General features: G+C 32.0%; 19 protein-coding genes, 4 tRNA genes and 1 other annotated feature. All 23 genes read left to right on the top strand.

The window, feature by feature from the left end; genetic code table 11:
• Nucleotide 1 precedes the first annotated feature (1 nt).
• The 23 genes from C661_RS0107810 (at nucleotide 2) to murD (ending at nucleotide 24,943) form a co-directional block, all read left to right on the top strand.
• Nucleotides 2-90: transfer RNA gene (locus tag C661_RS0107810), tRNA-Leu, on the top strand.
• A gap of 6 nt (nucleotides 91-96) precedes the next feature.
• Nucleotides 97-172, top strand: a tRNA-Met gene (locus tag C661_RS0107805).
• Nucleotides 173-177: 5 nt separating this feature from the next.
• Nucleotides 178-254: transfer RNA gene (locus tag C661_RS0107800), tRNA-Met, on the top strand.
• Between the two features lie 448 nt (nucleotides 255-702).
• The gene (gene spoIIE / locus C661_RS0107795) at nucleotides 703-3,111 is read left to right on the top strand and encodes a stage II sporulation protein E (RefSeq protein WP_017414759.1); all 2,409 of its coding nucleotides are present in this window, start codon (nucleotides 703-705) and stop codon (nucleotides 3,109-3,111) included.
• A 282-nt stretch (nucleotides 3,112-3,393) separates the two neighbouring features.
• Nucleotides 3,394-4,869: a tRNA lysidine(34) synthetase TilS gene (gene tilS / locus C661_RS0107790; RefSeq protein WP_017414758.1), complete on the top strand. Its 1,476-nt coding sequence runs from the start codon at nucleotides 3,394-3,396 to the stop codon at nucleotides 4,867-4,869.
• On the top strand, nucleotides 4,862-5,401 hold the full coding sequence (gene hpt / locus C661_RS0107785) for a hypoxanthine phosphoribosyltransferase (RefSeq protein WP_017414757.1): 540 nt from the start codon (nucleotides 4,862-4,864) through the stop codon (nucleotides 5,399-5,401). The genes tilS and hpt overlap by 8 nt, the downstream gene beginning before the upstream one ends.
• A gap of 105 nt (nucleotides 5,402-5,506) precedes the next feature.
• Nucleotides 5,507-7,519 (top strand): ATP-dependent zinc metalloprotease FtsH, encoded by a 2,013-nt coding sequence (gene ftsH / locus C661_RS0107780; RefSeq protein ID WP_017414756.1) that lies wholly within the window; start codon nucleotides 5,507-5,509, stop codon nucleotides 7,517-7,519.
• Between the two features lie 306 nt (nucleotides 7,520-7,825).
• On the top strand, nucleotides 7,826-8,206 hold the full coding sequence (locus C661_RS0107775; RefSeq protein WP_017414755.1) for a thioesterase family protein: 381 nt from the start codon (nucleotides 7,826-7,828) through the stop codon (nucleotides 8,204-8,206).
• 28 nt (nucleotides 8,207-8,234) lie between these two features.
• Entirely contained in the window at nucleotides 8,235-9,905 is a 1,671-nt protein-coding gene (locus C661_RS0107770) for a formate--tetrahydrofolate ligase (protein ID WP_017414754.1), read from the top strand.
• 649 nt (nucleotides 9,906-10,554) lie between these two features.
• Nucleotides 10,555-12,042, top strand: coding sequence for an acyl-CoA carboxylase subunit beta (locus C661_RS0107765; protein ID WP_017414753.1), 1,488 nt, complete (start codon nucleotides 10,555-10,557; stop codon nucleotides 12,040-12,042).
• Nucleotides 12,043-12,054: 12 nt separating this feature from the next.
• Nucleotides 12,055-12,426 carry an OadG family protein gene (locus tag C661_RS0107760; protein ID WP_017414752.1) on the top strand — a complete coding sequence of 124 codons (372 nt, stop codon included), beginning with the start codon at nucleotides 12,055-12,057 and terminating at the stop codon, nucleotides 12,424-12,426.
• A 13-nt stretch (nucleotides 12,427-12,439) separates the two neighbouring features.
• A complete protein-coding gene (locus C661_RS0107755) occupies nucleotides 12,440-12,859 on the top strand; it encodes a biotin/lipoyl-containing protein (RefSeq protein WP_017414751.1) in 420 nt (139 codons plus the stop codon).
• Between the two features lie 360 nt (nucleotides 12,860-13,219).
• Nucleotides 13,220-14,362, top strand: a complete 1,143-nt coding sequence (locus C661_RS0107750; RefSeq protein WP_017414750.1) for a sodium ion-translocating decarboxylase subunit beta — start codon at nucleotides 13,220-13,222, stop codon at nucleotides 14,360-14,362.
• Between the two features lie 113 nt (nucleotides 14,363-14,475).
• A complete protein-coding gene (locus C661_RS0107745; protein WP_017414749.1) occupies nucleotides 14,476-14,655 on the top strand; it encodes a hypothetical protein in 180 nt (59 codons plus the stop codon).
• Between the two features lie 7 nt (nucleotides 14,656-14,662).
• Entirely contained in the window at nucleotides 14,663-14,869 is a 207-nt protein-coding gene (locus C661_RS0107740) for a hypothetical protein (RefSeq protein WP_017414748.1), read from the top strand.
• A gap of 383 nt (nucleotides 14,870-15,252) precedes the next feature.
• Complete coding sequence (locus tag C661_RS0107735) at nucleotides 15,253-16,032, top strand: type III pantothenate kinase (RefSeq protein ID WP_017414747.1); 780 nt, start codon at nucleotides 15,253-15,255, stop codon at nucleotides 16,030-16,032.
• A gap of 178 nt (nucleotides 16,033-16,210) precedes the next feature.
• Nucleotides 16,211-17,182, top strand: coding sequence for a tRNA dihydrouridine synthase DusB (gene dusB, locus C661_RS0107730; protein WP_017414746.1), 972 nt, complete (start codon nucleotides 16,211-16,213; stop codon nucleotides 17,180-17,182).
• Nucleotides 17,183-17,507: 325 nt separating this feature from the next.
• Nucleotides 17,508-17,990, top strand: coding sequence for a transcription elongation factor GreA (gene greA, locus C661_RS0107725; RefSeq protein WP_017414745.1), 483 nt, complete (start codon nucleotides 17,508-17,510; stop codon nucleotides 17,988-17,990).
• Nucleotides 17,991-18,001: 11 nt separating this feature from the next.
• Nucleotides 18,002-19,561 (top strand): lysine--tRNA ligase, encoded by a 1,560-nt coding sequence (gene lysS / locus C661_RS0107720; RefSeq protein ID WP_017414744.1) that lies wholly within the window; start codon nucleotides 18,002-18,004, stop codon nucleotides 19,559-19,561.
• Between the two features lie 75 nt (nucleotides 19,562-19,636).
• Complete coding sequence (locus C661_RS0107715; protein WP_157785679.1) at nucleotides 19,637-20,200, top strand: putative glycolipid-binding domain-containing protein; 564 nt, start codon at nucleotides 19,637-19,639, stop codon at nucleotides 20,198-20,200.
• Between the two features lie 259 nt (nucleotides 20,201-20,459).
• Nucleotides 20,460-20,534, top strand: a tRNA-Asn gene (locus C661_RS0107710).
• A gap of 525 nt (nucleotides 20,535-21,059) precedes the next feature.
• Nucleotides 21,060-21,224: a binding site (T-box leader), on the top strand.
• Nucleotides 21,225-21,369: 145 nt separating this feature from the next.
• Nucleotides 21,370-22,761 (top strand): glycine--tRNA ligase, encoded by a 1,392-nt coding sequence (locus C661_RS0107705; protein ID WP_017414742.1) that lies wholly within the window; start codon nucleotides 21,370-21,372, stop codon nucleotides 22,759-22,761.
• 802 nt (nucleotides 22,762-23,563) lie between these two features.
• Nucleotides 23,564-24,943 (top strand): UDP-N-acetylmuramoyl-L-alanine--D-glutamate ligase, encoded by a 1,380-nt coding sequence (gene murD / locus C661_RS0107700; protein ID WP_017414741.1) that lies wholly within the window; start codon nucleotides 23,564-23,566, stop codon nucleotides 24,941-24,943.
• Nucleotides 24,944-25,725: the final 782 nt, after the last annotated feature.

Raw genomic sequence — 25,725 nt, 5'->3', positions numbered from 1 at the left:
TGCTGGAGTGGCGGAACTGGCAGACGCACAGGACTTAAAATCCTGCGGTGGTTAAACACCGTACCGGTTCGATTCCGGTCTTCAGCACCAAAATATCGCGGGGTGGAGCAGCTGGTAGCTCGTCGGGCTCATAACCCGAAGGTCGTAGGTTCAAGTCCTGCCCCCGCAACCATATATGGCGGAATAGCTCAGCTGGCTAGAGCATTCGGTTCATACCCGAAGTGTCGTAGGTTCAAGTCCTATTTCCGCTACCAAGTAAAAACTCACAACAATGGTTGTGAGTTTTTTATTTTAGTTTAAAATTACAAAAGACAATCTGCTAACAATGAACAAGTCTATTAAAAATGAAGAAATTGCATCAATTTAATATTATATGCAGGACTCATATATTTTATAAAATAAATTTCCATCAGGAAAGGTTTTAAAGTTTTATATACCGACAGAATTATCCACATAAGTTATCAACATTTTTTTGATAAAATACAAGGAGGTGTGAATAACTAATTCCAAGAAAACCTTTGATAAATTAGGCTTATGTAATAAAATGGAAATAAACGGCATTGAAAGCATTTTCGATTTAATGTAAAAAAATTACATATTATTGTCATACTGTTTTTAATAATCTCTCACATAAAATGACATTTATTACCAAATGCCTTTGTTATAATGAAGTTGTAATTTAAAGGGGTGGGTGATTATTTTATGCAATATGGAGCAGAATTAAGAGCATATGAAAGAATTAAGAAATCAAAGGAAGTTAAAAACAACGGGTCGGAGACTTATAACAAAGTTTTGGTAAAGAGTATTGCGTTTTTAGTTATGTCTATTTTAATCAGTAGAACTATGCTTATTAATAAGTCAGCGCCCTTTGGTGTGGCATTTTTAGTAGTAGTACTTTTGATGGAGGATAACAAAATATCTCTTGTTACTTCTTTAGGAGCTATTTTAGGATACATAACCTTAAAAGGTACTTTGGATAATACCTTAATGTATGTAACCTTGGTACCGACAATAACCTTAGTAGCTATAATTACAAATAATTTTTTAAAGAAGTCTACAGAAAGGATGCTACTAGGCTTTGTGACAATGACACTAATACTGGGGTATAACATTCTTATAAGGGAATATAGCACTCTGATGGCTTTAGGAATAACCTTTATTGAGCTTCTTTGTATAGTTCCAGTATATTTTATTATAGATTATAGTATATCTTGTTTTAAGGAGATTAACACAAAACATTTATTTTCTAATGAAGAGTTAATATCTATGAGTATATTAGTATCGCTAATGGTAGCGGGTATGTGGAATGTAAATATCTTTGGAATATCCTTGTTAAATATTTTTAGCTTATTTATAGTTTTAGGTATAAGTTATATTTGTGGATCTACTGTAGGGGCAGCTTCAGGTATTGCTATGGGGGTAATAGTTGGAATGTCAAACAACACTATATTTGTTTATGCAAGTATGTTAGGTATTTGTGGATTAGTTGGAGGATTATTTAAGGAAGGTGGAAAACTTCTTGCTCTTCTATCATCTTTAGTAGTATTCTCTATAATGAAAATATATACCATAAGTTATAATCTTGAAGGTAGTTCACAGTTTATGATCATAGAGGCAGTTATTACTGCAATTGGTTTCTTGGCAATACCTCAGAGTATTTACCAGGCTGTAATCAATGAAGTTGATAGTGATAAAAAGGGAGAGGCAATTGATCAAAATTATGTAGAGAAAATAAGAGGAATTTTTGTTGATAGACTGGATCAGTTCTCTGAGGTGCTTCTTAATATGTCTAATATATTAACAGACCTAGCTGATAATGATAAATTAGATATGAAGAGCAAAAGTAGTGCGCTAATCGAAAACCTTGCTAATAGAGTTTGTGGAAATTGCAATACTAATTGTATCTGTTGGAACAGAGAAATGCATCATACCTATTCTGCTTTTGGCGAACTTTTAGAGGTAGTCCAAGGAAATGGAGGGGAATTTCCACAGGAGCTTGAACGAAAATGTATTAAGAAGGCTTCTTTAATTAGAAATGCAGAGGATATAGTTAACAAGTATATAATTAGTGAAATGTGGAGAAGTAGGCTTGCAGAAGGAAGAGAATTACTAGCTAATCAATTTAACAATATGGCTAAGTCTGTGGAGGAAATAGTAGATGAATTTGCTAGTGACCTAAAAGAGGACAAGGAATCAGAAAAAAATATAATGAGAATGCTAGACAAACATGGCATAGAGTATAATGATGTGTTTTGTATTAATGATAAAAAGGGGAGACTCACAATACAACTCACCACAAAAAGTTGTGATGGGTTAGGTACCTGTGTTAAGACTATGCTGCCTCTTATAAATGATAGTTTAGGTAAATCAATGATGTTTAAAGAAGATGGGTGCAGAATTGATCCAATAACTAAGATCTGTACAGCAACTTTTGAAGAAGCTACTAAATTTCAGGTTAAAACTTATGCTGCAAGGCAGTGTAAAGATGGACAAACTACCTATGGAGACAGTTTTAGCTTTGGAAGAGCTAAAGATGGGAGTTACATGATGGTTTTGAGTGATGGTATGGGATCAGGACCACAAGCAGGCCGTGAAAGTGAGGCAGCAGTAGAATTAATTGAAAAGTTTACTGGAGCGGGGTTTAGTAAGACTACAGCTATAAACACAGTGAACTCAATAATGACTTTAAAGTTCTCAGAAGAGGAGAAGTTTTCAACTGTAGATTTAAGTAGCATTGATTTATATACAGGAGAAATCGACTTTATGAAGGTTGGAGCAGTGGCTAGTATAATAAAAAGTGATGACACCGTAGATATTATAAAATCTAAAACTTTACCAATTGGGATTTTGGACAAGGCAGATATTGAAGTTCATAAGAAAAAGCTAAAGCATGGAGATGTGGTAATTATGCTTAGTGATGGTGTTCTTGATTATGATGATGAGAGTTGTGGTAAAGTAGATTGGGTTCTAGACTATATTTGCAGAAATGAAGGGTTAACTCCTAGAGATTTAGCGGAAGGAATTGTGGAAGAAGCTAAAAAGTTAAGTGGCAATAAAGTTAAAGATGATATGACAGTAGTGGTTTCAAAGGTTTATAGTGCTGCATCCTAAAGGTAAAAAGCACATTAAGAGTGTAACATTAAAATCACTATCGAAAACTGTAAGGTTTAGATAGTGATTTTGTTTTTTTATTAGTGCTTAAATTTATGCATATTAATGTACATATTGTGAAGGGTTTTGTAGAAATTATAGAAGTAAGGGGTGTACATAGAAAAGTAAGGTGCTAATTTCATTCAAAATATATAATATAAAGTTTAATTTTATATTATGATGTTTAATTTTTATGTTGTTTATGGTATCATGTGTAAAAAAATATAATTAGGAAGTGTTTTAATGCTTAATAAAGTTTTAAATACTATAGAGAAGTATAACATGCTTAGCAAAGGAGATAAGGTTATTGTAGCTTTATCTGGAGGACCAGACTCAATGAGTCTACTATATGCACTTCATGTGTTAAAGGAAGAATATAATTTGACTCTTTATGCAGCTCATATTAATCATATGCTGAGAGGAAAAGATTCTGATAATGATGAGAGGGCAAGTAGAGAGTTTTGTGAAAGATATAATATTGAATTCTTTTCAAAGTCTATAGATATAGATAAGGTTTCTAAAGAAAAAAATATATCACATGAGATGGCAGGACGAGAAGTAAGATATGAATTTTTTCATGAACTGTTAGACAAGTTAGATGGTAACAAGATAGCTCTAGCTCATAATTTAAATGATCAAGCTGAAACTGTATTGATGAGAATTATGAGAGGTAGTGGAGTAGAAGGATTAGTGGGAATAAAACCTGTTAGAGATAATATATTTATAAGACCACTAATACAAACTAGCAGAAGAGACATAGAAGCTTATTGTAGTGAAAATAATCTTCCAGTAAGAATAGATAAGACAAATTTTGAAAATATATATACAAGAAACAAAATAAGGTTAGAGCTGATTCCTTACATAGAAAGTAACTTTAATGATGATATTATTAATACTCTAGGTAGAATGGCTTCCTTACTAAGCATAGATAATGAATATTTAGAAGAAAAATCTTCTAAACTTTTTGAAAAATACTGTGATGTAAGGAAAGAAAAGGTTATAATATATAAAGATGCCTTTACATTGCATCCAGCAATTCTTAATAGAATACTAAGAAAAGCTGTTTTAAAGGTTAAAGGAGATTTATATAATTTAGAAAGTAAGCATATAGAAACTATTATAGGCATACAAAAAACTGAAACGGGAAAGTTTACTAGACTTCCTGGAGGAATACTTTCTTCTAATGTGTATAAGGATATACATTTATGTAAAGAAAGTATCCCAGGAGAAAATCATAACTCGAAAGTTATTGATGCTTCATATGACAGTTTAGTGGTGGGTAAAGAATTTTATAGTACTCTACACCTAGGAGAAAATGAAGTAAGTGAGATAGGTAAGAAGATTATTTTAACAGTAATAAAAAAAGAAGAGTATTTAAACGGTAAAAGGAATGAAACAGTAAAATATTTTGACTATGATAAGATAAAAGAACCGATTACCTTAAGGTTTAGAAAAAAAGGCGATAGGTTCTCGTCTCTGGGGATGAATGGAAGTAAGAAAATTAAAGATATATTTATAGATTTAAAAATTCCTAGAGAAAAAAGGGATTTTATACCTCTTTTATGTTTTAGTAATGAAATAAGTTGGATAATTGGACACAAAGTTAGTGATAAATTTAAGATTGATAAACATACTAATAATATATTAGAAGTAAAATATATTGATATATGTTGGGATATTAATATACCTAAAATAGAAAGGCAGGAAGTTTATGAATAACCAAATCAAGGAGGTTCTTCTAAATGAAGAAACCATAAGAGAAAAAGTTCAGGCTCTAGGAGCTAAAATCAGTGAGGATTATAAGGGAAAAGATTTAATTGTTTTAGGAATTTTAAAAGGATCTGTATTTTTTATGTCCGACTTAATGAAGAAAATTACAATTCCTTGCAAGATGGATTTTATGGCAGTTTCTAGTTATGGGGATGCAACTGAATCTTCAGGAATTGTTAAAATTATAAAGGACTTGGATTTTGAGATAAAGGGAAAAGATGTGCTAATAGTTGAAGATATTATAGACTCAGGAATTACTTTAAAATACTTAATGAAATACTTATCTGCAAGAAACCCTAAGACTTTAGAGATAGCTTGCTTACTTAATAAACCTGAAAGAAGAAAAGAAGAGTTAAGTGTAAAATATTTAGGTTTTGATGTGCCAGATTATTTCCTTGTTGGTTATGGGCTTGATTATGCAGAGCATTATAGAAATCTACCATATGTAGGAATTTTAGATGAAAAAGTTTATAAAAAGTAAACTACATAAAATAATCTGTTAATATTTAATATGTTGTTGTAAACCAAAATTTCCTATGTTAGAATTTTTAAGTAAATAATTACTAGAAAGAGAGGGGGACCTTAAATGAAAAAATTTTCTAGCGCAACAGTATGGTTACTAGTTTTGATATTGGTAATTTTTTCTGCCCTTACCCTGTTTGATGGAGCTGGAAATGTCAAATCCATTGATGTAAAAGAATTTGAAACTTATATGAAAGATAAGAAAGTAACTGAAGTAAAGCTATCAGATACTGAGAGAACCTTAGTTGGTAAACTAGATGATGGAACACAATTTAGTGTAAATATAATTAAAGAAAGATATTTAGATATTGTAAAGCAGTATCCAAATGAAAATTTAAAAATTGAGCAATATACACCACCAACTTCGGTACCAGTGTGGCTAAACTTCTTACCAAGTCTACTTTTAATTCTGGTAGTGGTGGTATTTTGGGCCATGTTTATGAATCAGTCCAGTGGCGGTGGCGGCGGTGGCCGTGGCGTTATGAACTTTGGTAAAAGCAGAGCAAAAATGGCTACACCAGATAAGAAAAAGGTAACCTTCAATGATGTGGCTGGTGCTGATGAAGAAAAGGCTGAGCTTGAAGAAGTAGTGGATTTTTTAAAAACTCCAAAGAAATATATAGAGGTTGGAGCAAGAATTCCAAAGGGAATACTTTTAGTTGGACCTCCAGGAACAGGAAAAACCTTACTTGCAAAAGCTGTAGCAGGTGAAGCGGGAGTACCATTCTTTAGTATTTCAGGTTCAGATTTCGTCGAAATGTTTGTAGGAGTTGGAGCTTCAAGAGTTAGAGACCTATTTGAACAAGCTAAAAAGAATGCACCATGTATCATATTTATAGATGAAATTGATGCTGTAGGAAGACAAAGAGGTGCAGGTCTTGGCGGTGGACATGATGAAAGAGAGCAAACTTTAAACCAACTTTTAGTTGAAATGGATGGTTTCGGAGTAAATGAAGGAATTATCATGGTAGCAGCAACAAATAGACCTGATATTCTTGACCCAGCACTTTTAAGAGCTGGAAGATTTGATAGACAAATTGTAGTAGGTGCACCTGATGTTAAAGGTAGAGAAGAAATATTAAAGGTTCACTCAAGAAATAAACCTTTAAGCTCAGAAGTTAAGCTTGATATATTAGCTAAGAGAACTCCAGGTTTTACAGGAGCAGACCTTGAAAACTTATTGAATGAATCAGCACTTTTAACAGTTAGAAATCGTAAAAAAGTTATTGATATGGTAGAACTTGAAGAAGCTATTACAAGAGTAATTGCAGGACCAGAGAAAAAATCAAGAGTTATAAGTGATAAGGATAAGAGATTAACTGCCTATCATGAAGCTGGTCACGCAGTAGTTTCTAAGTACCTTCCAAACTCCTATGCTGTTCATGAAATAAGCATAATTCCAAGAGGAATGGCTGGAGGTTACACTCTACATTTACCAGATGAAGATACTTCTTACACATCTAGGTCTAAGCTAAAGGATGAAATGGTTGGTCTTTTAGGTGGTAGAGTAGCTGAAGCTATAATATTAAAAGAAATCAGTACTGGAGCTAAAAATGATATTGATAGAACTACATCTATAGCTAAGAAGATGGTTATGGAATATGGTATGAGTGATGTGCTAGGACCAATATCCTTTGGTAAGGATGACAATGAAGTATTCTTAGGAAGAGATATTGGAAGGGCTAGAGACTTCTCAGATGAAGTTGCTTCAACTATTGATAGAGAAATTAGAGGACTAATTACTGAGGCTTACCAAAGAGCAGAAAAAATTCTTAATGAAAATATTGATAAGTTACATGATGTAGCAAAAGCTTTATTAGAAAAAGAAAAGCTTACTGCTGAAGAATTTAATGCTATCATGGAAGGAAAGTCTTTAGATGAAATTGCTGTTGATAAGCTTATTAAAGATAGCACAGAAAAGGCGAGAGAAGATCTAGAGAGTCCAACAGAAAGTATTACAACTACTGAAACCTTGATCAGAGATAATATGAAAGCTGTAGAAGGTGGGTCCTTAGATTATGGTCTAGGAGAAACTTCTTTAGAAACAGATAAAGAAAATAGTGAAAGCAATCAGTAAATAGATATTCAAAACAATAAAAAAAGGTAAACTCCTATGCAACTTGCATAGGAGTTTATTTTCTCAATGAATAAGTTTATTTAGTGGGAAAATTTGAAGATGGAGTATACACGAATAAAAAACAAATATATAAGAAAAACGTTCGTTAAGCGAGGATGATAGAATTACCTGCGAAAAATGTCGGGAAACCTACTTCTTCAAGTATGTACTCAGATTTATAAGTTGTGCTATAATAAAATAGTCAGCTGAGGTATTATGACATTAATATTCAGAAGGTTCATAATATGGGGTTAGGAGCTTGAGGGGATGGAGAATAGATTAAGAGAAGGAATAAGTGCTGTTACAGAAAAAGTGGTTGCTGAAGCTGAAACTGCAAGTAGAGTTGGATCAGGAAGTATAGATGTTTATGCAACACCAGCAATGATTGCACTTATGGAAAATACAGCTAAAAGTGCGGTAGATTTACACCTAACTTATGGCGATACTACTGTAGGAATAGAGATAAATGTAAAACATATTAGGGCTACACCGGTGGGAAGTAGGGTAAGATGTGAGGCAGTAGTTGAAAGAGTGGAAGGAAAAAGGATAACATTTTCTATTAGAACATGGGATGAAAAAGGGCTAATTGGTGAGGGTACTCACATTAGATATATGGTTAATATTAAAAAATTCATGAGTAAGCTATAAAATTTTTTAGGGTTTAGGAGGAATACAGATGTTTAGTGATATCGAGATAGCACAAAAGGCTAAAATGTTACCAATATTGGAAGTGGCGAAGGGGATTGGACTTACGGATGATGATATTGAGCTTTATGGTAAGTACAAAGGAAAAATCTCATTAGATGTACTAAAGAGAAATGAAAACAAACAGGATGGAAAGCTTATTTTAGTTACAGCCATAAATCCTACACCAGCAGGAGAAGGAAAATCTACTGTAACCATAGGACTTGGACAAGCGTTGTGTAGTATTGGAAAGAATGCAGTAATTGCGTTAAGAGAGCCTTCTCTTGGACCTGTGTTTGGTGTAAAAGGGGGAGCAGCTGGAGGTGGATATGCTCAGGTAGTTCCTATGGAAGATATAAATCTTCACTTTACAGGAGATATGCATGCTATAACGGCAGCAAATAACCTTCTTTCAGCAGCTATTGATAATCATATACATCAGGGGAATGAGCTTAAGATAGATTCAAGAAGAATTATCTTTAAAAGAGTATTAGATATGAATGACAGGGCTTTAAGAAATATTGTAGTAGGTCTAGGTGGAACACCTAATGGTTTCTTAAGAGAAGACGGCTTTACAATTACAGTAGCTTCAGAGGTTATGGCTATATTATGTCTTTCAAAGGATTTAATGGATTTAAAAGAGAGATTTGGACGTATATTAGTGGCTTATAATTTAGAGGGAAATCCTGTATATTGTAAGGACTTAAATGTTCAAGGAGCTATGGCTACTTTAATGAAGGATGCAATTAAGCCAAACCTTGTGCAAACTTTAGATAATACTCCAGCTATAATACATGGAGGACCATTTGCTAATATTGCTCATGGCTGTAATAGTATACTTGCTACTAAGATGGCACTAAAACTTGGGGATTATGTAGTTACAGAAGCAGGATTTGGAGCAGATTTAGGTGCTGAAAAGTTCTTTGATATAAAATGTAGGTTTGGAGGATTAAAGCCAAGTTGTGCAGTAATAGTTGCGACCATTAGAGCTATTAAACATCATGGTGGAGTTAAAAAGGATAGCTTAAGCATACCTAGTGTAGAAGCTTTAACTAAGGGAATAGTAAATCTAGAAAAACAAATTGAAAATGTTAAGAAGTATGGAGTTCCTGTAGTTGTAGCTATAAACAAATTTATTTCTGACAGTGATGAAGAGGTTAAATATATTGAAGAATTCTGTAAAGGATTAGGTGCTTCTGTATCACTTACAGAAGTTTGGGAAAAGGGAGCACTTGGTGGACAAGATCTTGCAGAAAAAGTGCTTAAATCTATAGATAGTGAAGAAAATAATTTTAAAGTACTATATGATGAGAATTTAGATATAAAAGAAAAAATTGAAACCATAGCTAAGGAGATATACGGAGCAGATGGAGTAGATTTCACAGCGGCTGCAAAGAAACAAATTAGTGAAATAGAAAAATTAGGACTCCATAGAGTACCTATTTGTGTTGCGAAAACTCAAAACTCTCTTTCAGACAATCCAAGTTTGCTTGGAAGACCAACTGGCTTTAAGATATCAGTTAAAGAGGTTAAATTATCTAATGGTGCAGGCTTTATAGTAGCATTAACTGGAACTATAATGACTATGCCAGGGCTTCCAAAGGTACCATCTGCTTCAAAGATAGATATCGAGGAAGATGGAACTATTCATGGCTTATTCTAGAAACTGTGTTTTCTAAGTAGAAAGTAAAATGAGGATATAATTATAGGGAATGCAGGGCTATTCTTGGAGTTTGATTTTTTATATAGAAAGTAAATTATTTTGTATAATAAATTTAGTATTATAAAAGCTTTTTCTTATAATTATAGAATTATGTGTTTTTTAAAAGGTCTATAAAGTAGTTGAAATACTCTTTATAGGCCTTTTTTATTTTGTGGAAAACTAAAATTTTTATAGCAAAATCTTAGTTTTTTAAATAGGGTTATAAAGGTTTATATTAGGTATAAAAGCTAGAGATAGATAAAGGATTATGAGAAAGTATGGTTTTCATAAGTTTATAAAAGAACTTTCCTTCTGTGATTTAGTTTTAGGTATAAATTATAGGGATATGCAAAAATTAATAATAGGGAAATAAAATAAGTCAGGAGTAGTATGATTTTGAGTCTGAAGGGAAATGAAAATATAAAAGTTAGGTAGCCATAGGTTAAACATGGAAATAAGTAATCAATGAAATTTCCTTTATTAAGACAATAAGAAATTAGCAAATAAATTCCCAGAAAAATGCAGCAAAACTTGCAAACTTTATGTACAAATACCAATTTTTATGTTAATATTATACGGGGAAAAGTAATAAAAGTCAGGAGGCAAGGATATGAACAAACTTGAAGTGTTCCATTCAATTAAGGATAAAGCACACCAAGGTGGTGGAACTGATAAAATCCAAATGCAACACAATTTAAATAAAATGACTGCAAGAGAAAGAATTGCCACGTTGGTAGATGAAGGCACTTTTATAGAATTAGGTGCATTAGTTGCAGGTAATGCTGCGGGAGTAATTACTGGGCATGGAACTATAGGCGGAAGATTAGTGTATGTTTATAGCTTTGATTACACTGTTGAAGGTGGAGCTTTTAATAAAGCTATGGCTAAAAAGATATGCAATTTACTAGATAATGCTGGAAAGATGGGAGCACCAGTAGTTCAAATAGTAGATTCTATTGGAGCTAAGTTAAGTGAAGGAATAGAGCTTTTATCTTCTTATGGAATGATACTAAGAAAGATAGGTAAACTTAGTGGCGTTATTCCCCAAATTTCTGTGATATGTGGACCATGTTATGGTATGGCAGCAATGGGGGCTACAATGGCTGATTTTACTATAGCGGTTAACGGAATAGGGGAATTAGGGATAAACTCTAGTGAAAAAATAAGCAAAATGGAAGAAAAGTATGTAGATGAGTCTATGTTTAGTGATGGAATTTATGCAAGTAAAAATGGAAATGCAAATTTTTCAGCGGAAAATGAAATTTATGCATTTAATCTTGCAAAAAATATAATAAAATATTTACCAGCTAATAATTTAGAAACACCATGGACTACAGAAGAAGATTATAATTTAAACCAATCAAGAGAAGAACTTGAGAGTATGGTGGCAGATGGGAACTACTCTATGGATAGTATCATTGCTAACATTGCAGATAATGGAAGTGTTTTAGAAGTTAACAGAGAATATGTAGAAGGCTTTAAAACTGGGTTAATAAAAATCAACGGGTTAACTGTAGGAGCAATATGGAATAGCTTTGTTAAGTCAAAGATAACTAATGAAGGAATTATGAAGGTTTCTAGCTTTGTTAGATTATGCGATAGCTTTAATATTCCTATTCTATCATTAGTTGATACTAAAGGTTTTGCTATAAGTCTTGAAGAAGAAAAGAAAGGTCTTGGAAGAAATGCTGGAAGACTTCTTTATAGTTTAATAGATGCAACAGTGCCTAAAGTTTCTCTTATAATTGGAGAAGCTAACGGAGCAGGTTATGTAGCTTTAGCTAGCAAGGAGGCTGCTTTTGATGTTACGCTTGCTTGGCCAAGTGCAAGGGTTTCTTTAACAAACCCAGAAGATCTTATTAAGTTTATGCATAGAGCTGAAATAATGTCGTCTTCAGACCCAAAAGTTAAGGAAAAAGAAGTAGTAGAAAGATATATGGAAGAAATGGTTAGTCCATACAAAGCGGCAGAGATAGGATTAGTTGATGATATCATTAATCCAAGTGAAACAAAGCAAAGAATATTTGCAATACTAGATATGTTACAGAGTAAGAGAGAGTTAAGCTACCCTAAAAAACACGGAAGCACATTAGTTTAGGGAGGTATTAATATGAATGAATCAATAGCAAGCAAGCTTGCTTCTTCATTAAATGTTTCCTTTGTTGCTATGGCTATAGTATTTGGAATTCTTATAATACTATGGTTTGTAATTAAATCTCAAAGTTTTCTACTTGGAGGAAAAAGAGGTTCCCAAGTGGAAGAAAGTGTTGATTTAAATGAAGTAAAACAAGAAAACATAGAAGAAGTATTACAGATTATAGATATAAATAAAGACTATGAGATAGTGGCAGCAATAATGGCAGCCTTATCAGCTGAACTAGATACACCTATATCAGGACTAAATATTAAGAGCATAAAGAGGGTAAATACTTTAAGCTCTAACTGGCAAAAGACTTCTATTGATGAGAAGTTAAATAATTAGGGAGGATTGAATTATGAAAAGATATAATGTTACTGTTAATGGAAATACATATCAAGTAGAAGTGGAGGAAGTAAAGGGTGAGTTTACTCAACCGGTAGCTCCTGTAGCAACACCAGCCCCAGCGGCGGTTGCGCCACAGCAACCTGTAGCAACACCACAACCGGTTGCACCAGCACCAACAGAAGCACCAAAGCCTGTAGCTAAATCAAGTAATGCAACTGGGGAAAAGATTGAATGCCCAATGCCGGGTACTATAGTAAAAGTCAATGTTACAGAAGGGGCTTCTGTAAAAAAAGGTGATGTTTTAGTAGTGCTAGAAGCTATGAAAATGGAAAATGAAATCATGTCACCTGTTGATGGAACAATAGCACAAGTAAATGTTGTTAAAGGTGTAGCAGTTAACTCAGGGGACTTATTAGTAGTAATAGCTTAATTTCAAGTTGTTAGTGCTAAGGATTAAAATATCTAAGAAATAAAATTTAAAAAATAACTTGCTTTAAAGATGAAAAGTTAGTTATGGATTTCTAAAATATTAAGGTAACCGAAAAAGTTAATATGAAATATGATTTTGAGACTGGTTTCCTATAATAAAAAAAATTTTTTGGCCAACAATTTTTAAGTGACGATTGATTTAAAGCAAAGCTTTGTTTTGTTGAGAATCCTCATTTATAAAGAATAGAAAATGTATTCTTTGACACGTAGTTGGACTAAGTTAGTTAATATTATTCAACAATTTGGGGCATTAATGGACATTAAGCCCCAAAGGTTTTGTTGAAGAGTAGGAGGCATTTAAATGAATGTTTTTGAAGTTTTAAAAGACTTAATAAGCGAATCGGGCTTTGCTAATATACAAGGAAATGAATTGCTTATGATAGGGATTTCGTTAATATTGGTTTACCTAGCAATAAAAAAGCAATTCGAACCATTATTATTACTTCCTATAGCTTTTGGTATGCTACTTACTAATTTACCAGTGGTAGATATTATGGCAGAGCCATTAAAGGGTGAGCCGGGCGGTTTATTGTATTATCTCTCAAGAGGGGTAAAGTGGGAGATCTTCCCACCGCTTATATTTTTAGGGGTAGGTGCTATGACAGACTTTGGGCCATTATTAGCAAACCCTTCTAGTGTACTTATGGGAGCAGGAGCACAATTTGGAATATTCTTTGCCTACACCTTAGCTATTCTTCTAGGATTCACTCCACAAGAAGCTTCAGCTATTGGTATTATAGGTGGAGCAGATGGGCCGACAGCTATATTTGTAACAAATAAGCTAGCACCACATTTGCTTGGACCAATTGCTGTGGCGGCTTATTCATATATGGCATTAGTGCCAGTTATTCAACCACCTATAATGAGATTAATGACAACTCCAGAAGAGAGAAGAATAAAAATGGGGCAGTTGAGGCAAGTTAAAAAAATAGAGAAAATAGTTTTTCCTATTTTAGTTGCTATCTTAGTTATTTTATTTATTCCTTCTTTAATTTCTCTTATAGGCATGCTAATGCTTGGTAATTTATTTAGAGAATCAGGAGTAGTGGGGCGATTAACTGATACTGCTCAAAATGCATTAATTAACATAATAACTATATTTTTAGGACTTTCAGTAGGTGCAACAGCTAAGGCTGAGATTTTTGTAAGATTGGATACAATCAAAATAATTGGATTAGGAGTTCTTGCCTTTGCTTTTGCTACTTTTGGGGGGCTTGTTATTGGTAAGATTATGTGTAAGATTACCAAAGGTAAGATTAATCCACTCATAGGCTCTGCTGGAGTTTCGGCAGTACCTATGGCTGCAAGGGTTTCCCAGGTAGAAGGGCAGAAAGCGGATCCTACAAACTTTTTATTAATGAATGCTATGGGACCTAATGTAGCAGGAGTTATTGGAAGTGCGATTGCAGCTGGAGTACTATTATCACTTTTTGGTGCAAGATAATAAATAAAGACATTTGCTTAAATATGAATAATTTTTTAAAAGAGTTTATACTACACTTAAGTAAGTATAGACTCTTTTTTTATGGATAGTATATGAGAAAAGGAGGAGATAGAATGATACCAAATAAAACTTCTGTAATTAATAATCTTATAGAAAAGGAGAATCTATTAATCAATCAGTATGAACAGTATCTAAAAACAGTAGAAAACACACCTAAATATGATACCATAAAGGAACTCATTGAAAGGCACAATAATCACATATGGACTTTGCAAAAACTCTTAAGGAGGTAGTTGTAAAATGTATAAAGAAAATCGTAGCCACAAAGAGAAGGTTTTAAGAAGCAATAGAATTACTAATGGTGAAAATAAACTAAGAAACATGTATATGATGCTTATGAACAATGAAAGAGAAGGAACAATAAAAGAAGAGGTTTTCAATATATTTAAAGACCAAAGGGATATTATAGGCATAATAAATTCGGAAAACAAGTGGTTAATAGAATAGACACTTTAATATATACATAATTTTAAATATTCATAGATAAGCAAGATTATAGGTAACTCCAGGATGTATTAAATTACTAATTATCTTAAAAGTAATTAGCATATACTCATATAAGGAGATAGCTGAAGCTCAGAGTAATTTTACTTAGGAAAAAAGATGATATGGTGGAAAATAACATAACTCCAAGGTTTATAGTAAAATACTATATGAGAGAGAAAACTACATTAAAGAAAGTTTAATTCGGTATTAAAGGGTAAAGTGAATAGTATATATAACTTGACAAATAGGATTTACTTGTTACAATTAAATTGTTATTTTAAATGAGGATTTAGTTTTCAAAAGCAGCTATTAAGCTGCTTTTAATTATATAGAGGTGAATTAAAATGATATTAGTACTAGATGTAGGAAATACAAATATTGTATTGGGTATTTACAAAGAAAAGAAGCTGTTAGTTGAATGGAGATTGTCTACGGATTATAAAAGAACTGCTGATGAATATGCAATACAAGTGACACAACTATTTTATCAAAGTGGATTAGATATGGAGGATATAGAAGGAGTAATAATCTCTTCTGTTGTTCCAAATATAATGTACTCTCTTGAGCACATGGTGAGGAAATATTTCAACACTACCCCTATAATTGTTGGCCCTGGAGTTAAGACTGGAATTAATATTAAGTACGATAATCCTAAAGAAGTAGGCGCTGATAGAATTGTTAATGCTGTAGCAGCTTATGAAACTTATAAAAAAGCTATAATAATAATTGATTTCGGAACAGCTACAACATTTTGTGCCATAGCAAGCAACGGGGATTATTTAGGAGGAACTATTTGTCCAGGAATAAAAATCTCCTCAGAGGCATTATTTGAAAGAGCTGCAAAGCTTCCAAGAGTGGAACTAGTTAAGCCAGAAACTGTTATATGTAAAAATACAGTTGCAAGTATGCAAGCGGGTATAATCTATGGATATATTGGTCAAGTAGATTATATAGTTAACAAAATGAAAAAAGAGATACAAGCTAAGGGTGATGAGGAACCAGTAGTTATAGCCACTGGTGGACTTGCTAAATTAATAGCTGAAGATTCTACTACCATTGATAAGGTAGAACCATTTTTAACTTTAGATGGATTAAGAATAATTTATCAGAAGAATAAGGAATAATAAACTTCTAATAATAACTTTAATATAATAGTAATACTATGTAAGTATAGGGACCCAAGGTTGAGGCTGCACTTGTACATGAACTTACCTTGGTTCCCATAAGGATTCTTCAATGAGTTTTATATAACACTGAGGAAGCTTATAGAATCACTAAAAACACTAAAGAATAGGTGAGAAGATGAAAATAGGGAATCTCTATTTTGAAAATCAGGTATCTTTAGCTCCTATGGCTGGTGTAACTGACATAGCCTTTAGAGGGATTTGCAAGGAGATGGGTTGTGGACTAGTTTACACAGAAATGGTTAGTGCTAAAGGATTGTTTTATAATAGTAAGAACACAGAAAGTCTTATGAGAATATCAGAAGAAGAAAGGCCAGTAGCACTTCAAATTTTTGGAAGTGATCCTAAGATTATGGCTCATGCCTGTGAGGTATTTAATACCATGGAAGAGGTATGTATTGTGGATGTTAATATGGGATGCCCTGTGCCAAAGATAGTGAAAAATGGAGAGGGATCAGCCTTAATGAGAAATCCTGAGCTTGCAGCAAGTATAGTAAGGGAAATGAAGAAAGTTTCAAAGAAACCTGTAACTGTTAAGTTCAGAAAGGGTTTTGATGAGAATAATATTAATGCAGTAGAATTTGGTAAAATTCTTGAAGAAGCTGGGGCAGATGCAATTGCTGTACATGGTAGGACTAGAGAGCAAATGTATGAAGGGAAAGCAGATTGGGATATAATAAGGCTAGTTAAGGAAGGCGTGAGCATTCCTGTTATAGGCAATGGAGATGTGTTTTCTGTTGAAGCTGCAATGAGGTTGAAGGAATATACTCATTGTGATGGAATAATGGTTGCGAGAGGAGCTATGGGTAATCCTTGGTTATTTAAACAAATACAACAGGGGTTAAAAGGAGAAGAAATTTTAGAACCATCACCTGTAGATAAGGTGAATATGTGTATATTGCATCTTGATTTATCAATGAAATACTTCGAGGAAATTAAAGCGGTTAGAGAAATGAGAAAACATATAGCCTGGTATATTAAGGGATTAAGATATTGCACAGATATAAAGGATAAAATTAATTCTTTGACTAAATACCAAGATGTATTAAAAGTGTTAGAAGATTATAAGAATTCCTTAATGGAGGTTTAAAGCGAATCACAGGGTTTAGCTTACCTATTATTGACAATGCGATAAGTGTGTTTTATAATAACTTAAAGCATTGAAAAATAGCCATAAATAAATGGTTTGTTACCTATGGTAAATGACAATAAGGTTAAATTGATTAAGTACTTTTAGGCAATGGATGAACAACTTTATAACATATCTTTTTATTAGTAAATCATCATAGTGCCTGTTAAATTACATTAATTAAAAATTAGCTTTATGAATAATTATAATTTTAAATTATTGTTTTTAATAATGAATATTTAAATAGAAAGCATAGCTTTATTATATAATTGAAGGGGAGAGAAAAATGAGCGATTCAAAAAAATATATAATGACTTATGAGGGAATAAAGAAACTTGAGGAAGAATTAGAATATTTAAAAACAGTTAAGAGAAAAGAAATAACTGAAAAGATTAAGGTAGCTTTAGGTTATGGAGATTTAAGTGAAAACTCTGAATACGATGAAGCTAAAAATGAACAGGCTTTTGTCGAGGGAAGAATAATTCAGCTTGAAAATATGCTAAGAAATGCATCTGTAGTAGATGAAAGTGAAATTGAAAAAGATGTTGTTAGCATTGGAGCAGTTGCTAGAGTTAAAGATTATGAATTTGATGAAATAGAAGAATATCATATTGTTGGTTCGGCGGAAGCGGATCCAATGGAAAATAAAATATCTAATGAATCACCAGTGGGTAAAGCGCTTATTGGTAAAAAAGTAGGAGACATAGTTGAAGTTATTGTTCCAGATGGAATAAACAAGTATGAAGTATTAGAAATAAAAAGAGCATAGGAGGAAATTAAATGTCTACAGGAGAAAATAATGTAAATGTGCCAGAGTTGGAAGTGGATAATGAACAAATAGAAAACGGAGAAGCTGAATACAATGAACAAGTAAGGATAAGAAGACAGAAGCTTGCAGAGTTACAGGCTGAAGGAAAAGATCCTTTCGATGTGTATAAGGTTGAAAGAACTCATACATCTCAGCAAGCTAAAGAAGAATTCGAAACTTCAGAAGCTTCAGCAGAAACAGAAGAAAAAGTTGTAACTATAGCAGGAAGACTTATGTCTAAAAGAATTCAAGGTAAAGCAGGATTCTGTGATGTTCATGATAGATATGGAAAAATTCAAGTTTATATAAGACTAGATCAAGTAGGAGAAGAACAGTTTAAAGATGCTAAGACTTTTGACATCGGAGATTTCTTAGCCGTAACAGGAAAAGTTTTTAGAACTAAGACTGGTGAAGTATCTGTTAAAGCTACTAATGTACAGCTTATATCTAAATCTTTAAAACCACTACCAGAAAAATGGCATGGACTTAAAAATCCTGATTTAAAATATAGACAAAGAGAAGTAGATTTAGTTATGAACCAAGAGGTTAGAGATACTTTCATGAAGAGAGTAAAAATAATCAGTGGTATCAGAGAATTCCTTGACAGTAGAGGATATTTAGAAGTTGAAACTCCTATACTTTCACCTATAGCTGGTGGAGCTGCGGCAAGACCATTTACAACTCACCACAATGCATTAGATATAGATATGTACTTAAGAATTGCCACAGAATTATATCTAAAAAGATGTATAGTTGGAGGCTTTGAAAAAGTTTATGATATGGGTAAAAACTTCAGAAATGAAGGAATTGATATAAGACATAACCCAGAATTTACAATGATAGAACTTTATGAAGCTTATGCTGATTATAATGACATGATGAAGATTACAGAAGATTTAATAGCTCATGTATGTATGAAGGTTCATGGTACAACTAAAGTTACATACCAAGGAACAGAGATAGACCTTACTCCACCATGGAGAAGAATTACTATGGTAGATGCAGTTAAGGAATACTCAGGAGTAGACTTCGCACAAGTAAAAACTGATGAGGAAGCTAGAGTTATTGCTAAAGAAAAACACTTAGAATTCAAAAAAGAATTAAAGGATTGCACAAAGGCAGATGTACTAAATGCGCTATTTGAAGAGTATGCAGAAGAGCATTTAATTCAACCAACTTTCCTTTGCGATTATCCAGTAGAAATTTCACCACTTACAAAGAAAAAACGTGGTAATGATGAGTTTACTGAAAGGTTTGAAGGCTTTATCTATGGAAGAGAAATATGTAATGCTTACTCAGAGCTTAATGATCCAATAGTTCAAAGAGATAGATTCATGCAGCAATTAAGAGAAAGAGAGCTTGGGGACGATGAAGCGTATATGATAGATGAGGAATTCATGAATGCTCTAGAAGTTGGTATGCCACCAACTGGCGGTCTTGGAATAGGAATAGATAGAATAGTAATGTTCTTAACAGATTCTTACTCAATAAGAGATGTAATTCTATTCCCAACAATGAAACCAATACAATAAATAAGAGAATCTATAGCTTAGGCTATAGATTTTTTTATTTCAATTTAAATATTGTAAAGGAGTTAGAGGATGTTTATGATTAGAAAAAACGTTATATGGGAGTCTTTAGATAATATAGGTCAAGAATCTTTACTAATTATTGAAAAGGATGACAACCTTATTGTGGAATCAGTTGTACTTGGAGTATCTAAAGAGCTACCTTATCGTATCTGGTACAGCATCACTTGCGATAAGAAGTGGACAGTGAGAGAAGTTACTATTAAGAGTATAGAAATGAACTGTAAGGAAATAAAATTAATATCAGATGGAAACGGCAATTGGAGCATTGATACTACAGTAGCTGAAAACCTAGAGGGATGTGTTGATATTGATATATCAGTAACTCCATTTACAAATACTATACCAATTCGTAGGTTGAACTTAGAAAAAGGTGAGTTACATAAAATAAATGTAATTTATATAGATGCAATAAGTTTTATGATTAAGCCTGTAACTCAATGCTATACCTATTTAAGTGAGAAAAATAATGTGCATAAGTATTTATACGAAAATCTATCAAGTGGCTTTACGTCTGAAATTTATGTTGATGATAGTGGGATCGTTATAGAGTATCCTGAGCTTTATAAAAGAATATTTTAGTATATGCAGATATATTTTTAGGTTCACTTTGTCTCTAAATTATATATAACTTTGATCTGTTTTAAGCTATGGGTTAGAGATGTGAAGAGGTTATATATATCTTTTAGGGAAACCATTTCTCATGAAAATAAAAAAGTAACGAAATGGTTACTCTATATAGTAAGCATAAATAACAAATATAAAAATTCTTATAAAAATTTTAAAAAGGTGTTGTATTTTTTGAAAAAGTTGATATAATATATCTTGTAAGGCATAATATTCCGCGATAGCTCAACGGTGGAGCACTCGGCTGTTAACCGATAGGTTGGAGGTTCGAATCCTCTTCGCGGAGCCATTTTTTTATTTTTGAAAAATATAGAATTAAAATTTTAGGATTGGTACTGTGCCAATCTTTTTTTATTTTAACGAAATCTATAGCTAAATAAGAGCAATATAGAGTAGATAATTAAAGATTATATTATTACTTGTAATTAGTATTTTCTTTAAAGGATATGTATGAACTAGTTAAGTTACAAATATCTAAATTATTCTTGAGGAAAGACATAAAAGTTATCGCTAAGGTTGGTGAGTAAATATAAAATAAGGTATTAATAAAATTTAATAGTATTCAGTGCTTATATATGAAGGCATATAAGCATAGAATTTTACAACAATGGGAATGATTTAAGTAATATAATGAATAGAAAAGTATAAAACTTTAATACCTAATCTTGACAATAAAATAAGTTTTGGTAGAATATAGATTATAATCTTATATAGTTACAGAGAAAGTATATATATAAAACAATATTAATAGTTACACATAATTAGTGTAGCTGATATAATATTATAAATTAGAAAAATAAATACAAATAATATATTAATCGCGATGATAAAGAAGAGTAACAATAAATTCTTTTATAGAGAGATGATGGTTGGTGAAAATCATTAGAGGATTATTGTGAAGGGAGCTTTTGAGTGAGAGTTTTGAAAGATGGGCTATTGCCAATAAGGGTGGAACCGCGGAAAAATTTTCGTCCCTTACTTGGTAATAGCTTTTTTATTTTTTTATATTAAAACCAAAATAATGTGTAGTTTTTTAGAAGGATTAATGACCAATATGAGCTTTTAATCTAAGCTCAATTTATGGTTAATTATAAAATAAAAATAATTTAATGGAGGTATTATATATGGCTGCAGAATTAACAATGGATAAATTAGTTGCATTATGTAAAAATAGAGGGTTTATATTCTCAGGATCAGAGATTTATGGAGGTCTTGCTAACTCTTGGGATTATGGTCCGCTAGGTGTGGAGTTTAAGAATAATGTTAAAAAAGCTTGGTGGAAAAAGTTTGTTCAAGAAAGTCCATATAATGTGGGTCTTGATTGTGCAATACTTATGAATCCTGAAGTTTGGGTAGCATCAGGACACGTAGGTGGATTTTCAGATCCTTTAATGGACTGTAAGGAATGTAAAGCAAGATTTAGAGCTGATAAACTTGTAGAAGACCATATGACAGCTCAAGGAGCAGAAGTTGCTGTTGCGGATGGTTGGACTAATGAGGAATATAAGGAATATATAGATAAGCACGAAATTGTATGTCCAAAATGCGGAAAGAGAAATTTTACAGATATAAGAAAGTTCAATCTTATGTTCAAAACTTTCCAAGGAATAACTGAAGATAGCAAAAATGAAATTTTCTTAAGACCTGAAACAGCACAAGGTATATTTGTAAACTTTAAAAACGCTCAGAGAACATCGAGAAAAAAGGTTCCTTTTGGAATAGCACAAATAGGTAAATCTTTTAGAAATGAAATTACACCAGGAAACTTTATATTTAGAACAAGAGAGTTTGAGCAAATGGAACTTGAATTCTTCTGCAAACCAGGAACAGATTTAGAGTGGTTTGATTACTGGAAGGATTACTGTAAACAGTTCTTGTTCAATTTAGGAATGAAAGAGGGCAACTTAAGATTTAGAGACCATAAGGCAGAAGAATTATCTTTCTATAGTAATGCTACTTGTGATATAGAATTCTTATTTCCATTTGGATGGGGTGAGCTTTGGGGTATAGCTGACAGAACAGACTATGACTTAAAGAAACACATGGAACATTCAGGAGAGGATTTAAGTTACTTAGATCCAGTTACAAACGAAAAATACGTACCTTATTGCATAGAACCTTCTCTTGGAGCTGATAGAGTTGCATTAGCATTCTTATGCAATGCTTATGAAGAAGAAGAACTTGAAGGTGGAGATGTAAGAACGGTAATGCACTTACATCCTGCACTTGCACCATTTAAAGCTGCAGTACTGCCATTAAGCAAGAAATTAAGTGATAAGGCCCTTGAAGTTTATTCTATGCTTTCTAAAAAATTCAATGTAGATTATGATGAGGCAGGAAGTATTGGAAAGAGATACAGAAGAGAAGATGAAATAGGAACACCATTCTGTATCACTGTTGACTTTGATACTTTAGAAGATGATACTGTAACTGTTAGAGACAGGGATACAATGGAGCAAATCAGACTTTCTGTTGAAGAACTTACTAGATATATCGAAGAAAGAGTTGAGTTTTAATTAAATCAAAAATATCTGCAGAAAAATATGAAGTTTTTTACATGTAAGATATTTAACTTTGGATAATGAAGTATATTTTGAGTATAATATTAAAAGAAAAAGATTTGTTTAAAGAGTTGTATATCATTAATTTAAGAAAAGTCCATGGATTAAATCCATGGACTTTTAAAATCGCTAGAGAATAAATTTCATTATAATTACACCTGTTTTTATACGGTTAAAGCTTGTAAACCTACGGCTCAAATGAATTTTGGATAAAAAAATAACCGGATTTTCATCCGGTAAAATAGGGTTTAATCATGGGGATATGTTATGTGTTATGTTAAAACTTTGGGGAATCGTTTTAACATATTTCCTTACGGCACATGAGTTAGTATATCATATCGAAATTTGTAAATCAATATGTCGAAATTAAGTTTTTATATTTGTTTTATTCTTATAATTCAGACAAGAATAAAATTTCCGAATAGAAAAAATGTAAATGTATACAGTGGGTATTTTGAATCTATGTTTTATTAAAAGGCTAAAAGTGATATAATTATTAATGGATTTAAAGTACTATTTTACAATAGACAATATTTAAAACAATGTCCAAATTTTAAGGATACTTTGTAATGGGAAGTTCTCAATTCTTTTCAGGTAGGGTTCCTGTTAGATATTAAAACTTTTACAAGAGTTAACTCTTATTCTTAAGAAGTAGAATGAGATGAACTTATAACAAGATTTTAGATAAAAGTGATTTTACAGTAATATAAAATCAAATTAATACAATTTATATATTAATTATAGCTGGAGGCTTAAGATGAGAAAGAATTTTAATGAGTTTAAAGAGTTTATAAAAAATAAAAATGTAGCTGTAGTAGGTATAGGGGTAAGCAATATACCTTTAATAGAATTTCTTGTGAAATTAGATGCTAAGGTTACAGCCTTTGATAAAAAAAATTCAAATGAATTAGAAGAAGTAGTAAATAAGTTTTCTCCAAAAGGTGTATGTTTTCAATTGGGAGAAGGTTACTTAAGTGGATTAAAAGGATTTGATGTAATATTTAAAACACCATCAATGAGAATAGATAGTGAAGCTTTAGTGGCTGCAAAGGAAGAGGGAACTTATATTACGTCAGAAATGGAAGAGTTCGTTAGATATTGTCCTGCAAAGGTTTATGGAATAACTGGCAGTGATGGTAAGACTACTACTACATCCTTAATTTATAAACTTTTAAAAGAAGAAGGTTTTGATACTTGGGTAGGAGGGAATATTGGGACACCATTATTTACAAAGATTGAAGAGATAAAAACTAGTGATAGAGTTGTTTTAGAATTATCAAGTTTTCAATTGATGACCATGACTGATTCACCAGATGTAGCATTGATAACAAACTTGTCTCCAAACCACTTAGATATGCATAAAGGTATGGAAGAATATGTAGAAGCAAAAAAAAATATATTCAAATATCAAAATAAAGAAAGCTTATTGGTGTTAAACAAAGATAACAATATTACCGCATCTATGATCGGGGAAAACAAAGGTAGTTTATATACCTTTAGTATAAAAGAAACTATAAATCAAGGAGCATACTTTAAAGATAACAATTTATATGCAAAGGGAGTAAAAGTATGTAGTAAAAATGAAGTTAGGTTAAAAGGAATGTATAATATAGAAAACCTTCTAGCGGCATTTGCTTGTACTTGCGATGAGGTTTCAATAGAAACTATGAAAAAGGTAGCTATGACCTTTACAGGCGTAGAGCATAGAAATGAGTTTGTAAGGGAGTTAGACGGAGTAGAATACTATAATAACTCCATTGCATCAAGTCCTACTAGAACAGTAGCTAGTTTGTTGTCTTTTGAAAAACCAGTTATATTATTAGCAGGTGGATATGATAAAAATTTGCCATTTGAGCTCTTAGCATTTGAAGGACATGAAAAAATAAAGATACTAATATTATTAGGAGCTACTAGAAATAAAATAAAGGCTGCTTTTGATTTATTAAAGAGGGAAAAGGGGATAGAAATTCCTATATATATAGTTGATTCCCTAGAAGAAGCAGTTAATAAAGCGAGAGAAGTATCCACAGAAGGGGATATTGTAGCTCTAGCACCAGCGTGTGCAAGTTTCGATATGTTTCCTAACTTTGAGGTTAGAGGAAATAAATTTAAGGAACTTGTAAATTCCTTAAAGTAGCTCTCATAGATTTTTAAAAGAAGATAACTAATTTAATTGTTTATTATAGTAGTAATTCCTATTATTTAGCTACAGGTGTAATAATAAGAAAGTTATCAATAAATACTAGAAAAACATAAAATAAAAAATGTTAAAGTATTTTCAATTAGAATTAATAAGATGAAAGTTAAGGTAATGTAAAAAATATAAAATAAAAAGCAAGTTACTATAATAGGGATAACTTGCTTTTTATTATTTACAGACTTCTATGGCGAAACTCATTCTGTTTATGTCTAAGAGTTTTAGGAAAATAAGGTAAGAACAGATAAGATTTAGTTTTCAGTTTCACTTAGAGAAGTTGTTTCTTTGAATGATAGAAAAACTTCATAAGTACAATAAATCCTTAAATAGGAGGTAAGTAATTTGAAAAATGAAAGAAAATCAGGAAAACGTTACCTAGAGTATCATTATGAGAAAAAGGAAGAAAGAAAGTGATTTTTTTAGAAATATTTACTTATAATTGAATAATAGATATCAGTGATGGGTATGTATATATATAATGTTATATAATACATCTTGTCGCTGAGTTAACCGCAAAGTTAACAAAGAGAGCGATGATAAGAAATCTAAAGCAACTACTTAATACTTAGAAAATTACTTAAAAAGCTTTTCTGAAAAAAGTGTTGACAAGATGGTTTAGAGATGATAAGATATAAAAGTCGCCAGATGGTGACAACGCTACAGTGTAGCGCTAAATTGGTCTTTGAAAATTAAACAGAGAAAAAGGTAAAACCAGTTAATTC

This window comes from Clostridium tunisiense TJ, from assembly GCF_000300195.1.
Lineage (GTDB): Bacteria > Bacillota > Clostridia > Clostridiales > Clostridiaceae > Clostridium_J > Clostridium_J tunisiense.
The sequence above is the reverse complement of the archived record's forward strand: the minus strand, read 5'-3'. Positions and strand labels throughout refer to the sequence as shown.

What these genes read in the sequence shown, in the direction of transcription:
- spoIIE (WP_017414759.1), top strand. Translation starts at nt 703, where the DNA reads ATGCAATATGGAGCAGAATTAAGAGCATATGAAAGAATTAAGAAATCA.
- tilS (WP_017414758.1), top strand. Translation starts at nt 3,394, where the DNA reads ATGCTTAATAAAGTTTTAAATACTATAGAGAAGTATAACATGCTTAGC.
- hpt (WP_017414757.1), top strand. Translation starts at nt 4,862, where the DNA reads ATGAATAACCAAATCAAGGAGGTTCTTCTAAATGAAGAAACCATAAGA.
- ftsH (WP_017414756.1), top strand. Translation starts at nt 5,507, where the DNA reads ATGAAAAAATTTTCTAGCGCAACAGTATGGTTACTAGTTTTGATATTG.
- C661_RS0107775 (WP_017414755.1), top strand. Translation starts at nt 7,826, where the DNA reads ATGGAGAATAGATTAAGAGAAGGAATAAGTGCTGTTACAGAAAAAGTG.
- C661_RS0107770 (WP_017414754.1), top strand. Translation starts at nt 8,235, where the DNA reads ATGTTTAGTGATATCGAGATAGCACAAAAGGCTAAAATGTTACCAATA.
- C661_RS0107765 (WP_017414753.1), top strand. Translation starts at nt 10,555, where the DNA reads ATGAACAAACTTGAAGTGTTCCATTCAATTAAGGATAAAGCACACCAA.
- C661_RS0107760 (WP_017414752.1), top strand. Translation starts at nt 12,055, where the DNA reads ATGAATGAATCAATAGCAAGCAAGCTTGCTTCTTCATTAAATGTTTCC.
- C661_RS0107755 (WP_017414751.1), top strand. Translation starts at nt 12,440, where the DNA reads ATGAAAAGATATAATGTTACTGTTAATGGAAATACATATCAAGTAGAA.
- C661_RS0107750 (WP_017414750.1), top strand. Translation starts at nt 13,220, where the DNA reads ATGAATGTTTTTGAAGTTTTAAAAGACTTAATAAGCGAATCGGGCTTT.
- C661_RS0107745 (WP_017414749.1), top strand. Translation starts at nt 14,476, where the DNA reads ATGATACCAAATAAAACTTCTGTAATTAATAATCTTATAGAAAAGGAG.
- C661_RS0107740 (WP_017414748.1), top strand. Translation starts at nt 14,663, where the DNA reads ATGTATAAAGAAAATCGTAGCCACAAAGAGAAGGTTTTAAGAAGCAAT.
- C661_RS0107735 (WP_017414747.1), top strand. Translation starts at nt 15,253, where the DNA reads ATGATATTAGTACTAGATGTAGGAAATACAAATATTGTATTGGGTATT.
- dusB (WP_017414746.1), top strand. Translation starts at nt 16,211, where the DNA reads ATGAAAATAGGGAATCTCTATTTTGAAAATCAGGTATCTTTAGCTCCT.
- greA (WP_017414745.1), top strand. Translation starts at nt 17,508, where the DNA reads ATGAGCGATTCAAAAAAATATATAATGACTTATGAGGGAATAAAGAAA.
- lysS (WP_017414744.1), top strand. Translation starts at nt 18,002, where the DNA reads ATGTCTACAGGAGAAAATAATGTAAATGTGCCAGAGTTGGAAGTGGAT.
- C661_RS0107715 (WP_157785679.1), top strand. Translation starts at nt 19,637, where the DNA reads ATGATTAGAAAAAACGTTATATGGGAGTCTTTAGATAATATAGGTCAA.
- C661_RS0107705 (WP_017414742.1), top strand. Translation starts at nt 21,370, where the DNA reads ATGGCTGCAGAATTAACAATGGATAAATTAGTTGCATTATGTAAAAAT.
- murD (WP_017414741.1), top strand. Translation starts at nt 23,564, where the DNA reads ATGAGAAAGAATTTTAATGAGTTTAAAGAGTTTATAAAAAATAAAAAT.